The 660-nt window shown below is 49.8% G+C and carries 1 protein-coding gene; it reads right to left on the bottom strand.

What is annotated here, in order from left to right; genetic code table 11:
- Positions 1-71 precede the first annotated feature (71 nt).
- Positions 72-660 (bottom strand): molybdopterin-dependent oxidoreductase (locus R8O10_RS25535; RefSeq protein ID WP_318191998.1); only part of this gene is annotated, 589 nt, incomplete at its 5' end.

Below are 660 nucleotides of genomic sequence, written 5' to 3'. Positions count from 1 at the left end.
CCCGCTCTGATGGTTGTTTTGTTCTCACCGTGTTATGTCCCCTAAGTTCTCACCATTCTGCTATTGACTCTTTAACTTCGTACAATTAATGCGATGCGGTGGAAAGTGTTGTTGAGGTAACCTTTCGGATTCCATGCAATGGCAAAAGGTTGGCTGACGCCTTGATCGTCAGTTGCTTTCGCCCACACTTCGTAGTAACCCGCTTGAGGGAACTTCACCTTAGCATTGAACGTTTGCCAAGCACCGTCATTGGCAGGAGCTGCGAGGTCGGCATCCATCCATGTTGCGCCAAAATCAATCGAAATCTGCACTTTGGTCACTTTTCGGTCGCCAGACCAAGCATGTCCGCGAATGGCGATTTCATTGCCATTGACTTCTGTGTTGGTTTGCGGAGAGGTGATGAGTGATTTTACTGGCATGCGCTCTATGATCTCGAAATCCTCTTTCGCCACGTTTTCTCCCGGGGCGACAGGTCGGTTAGGGACTCGATAGGAAGTGCCTGTCATCTTTGGCCCATCGTGTATTTGATCGCGAATTTGAATGCGAGTGAGCCATTTTTGCGAACAAGAACCCGGCCAACCTGGAACCACTAAACGCAATGGCGCGCCATTCATAGGGTGAAGCGCTTCGCCGTTTTGGGCAAAGGCGATGAGATTTTCA

It is taken from the genome of Vibrio sp. 1727, from assembly GCF_033344415.1.
Lineage (GTDB): Bacteria > Pseudomonadota > Gammaproteobacteria > Enterobacterales > Vibrionaceae > Vibrio > Vibrio alginolyticus.
The sequence above is the reverse complement of the archived record's forward strand: the minus strand, read 5'-3'. Positions and strand labels throughout refer to the sequence as shown.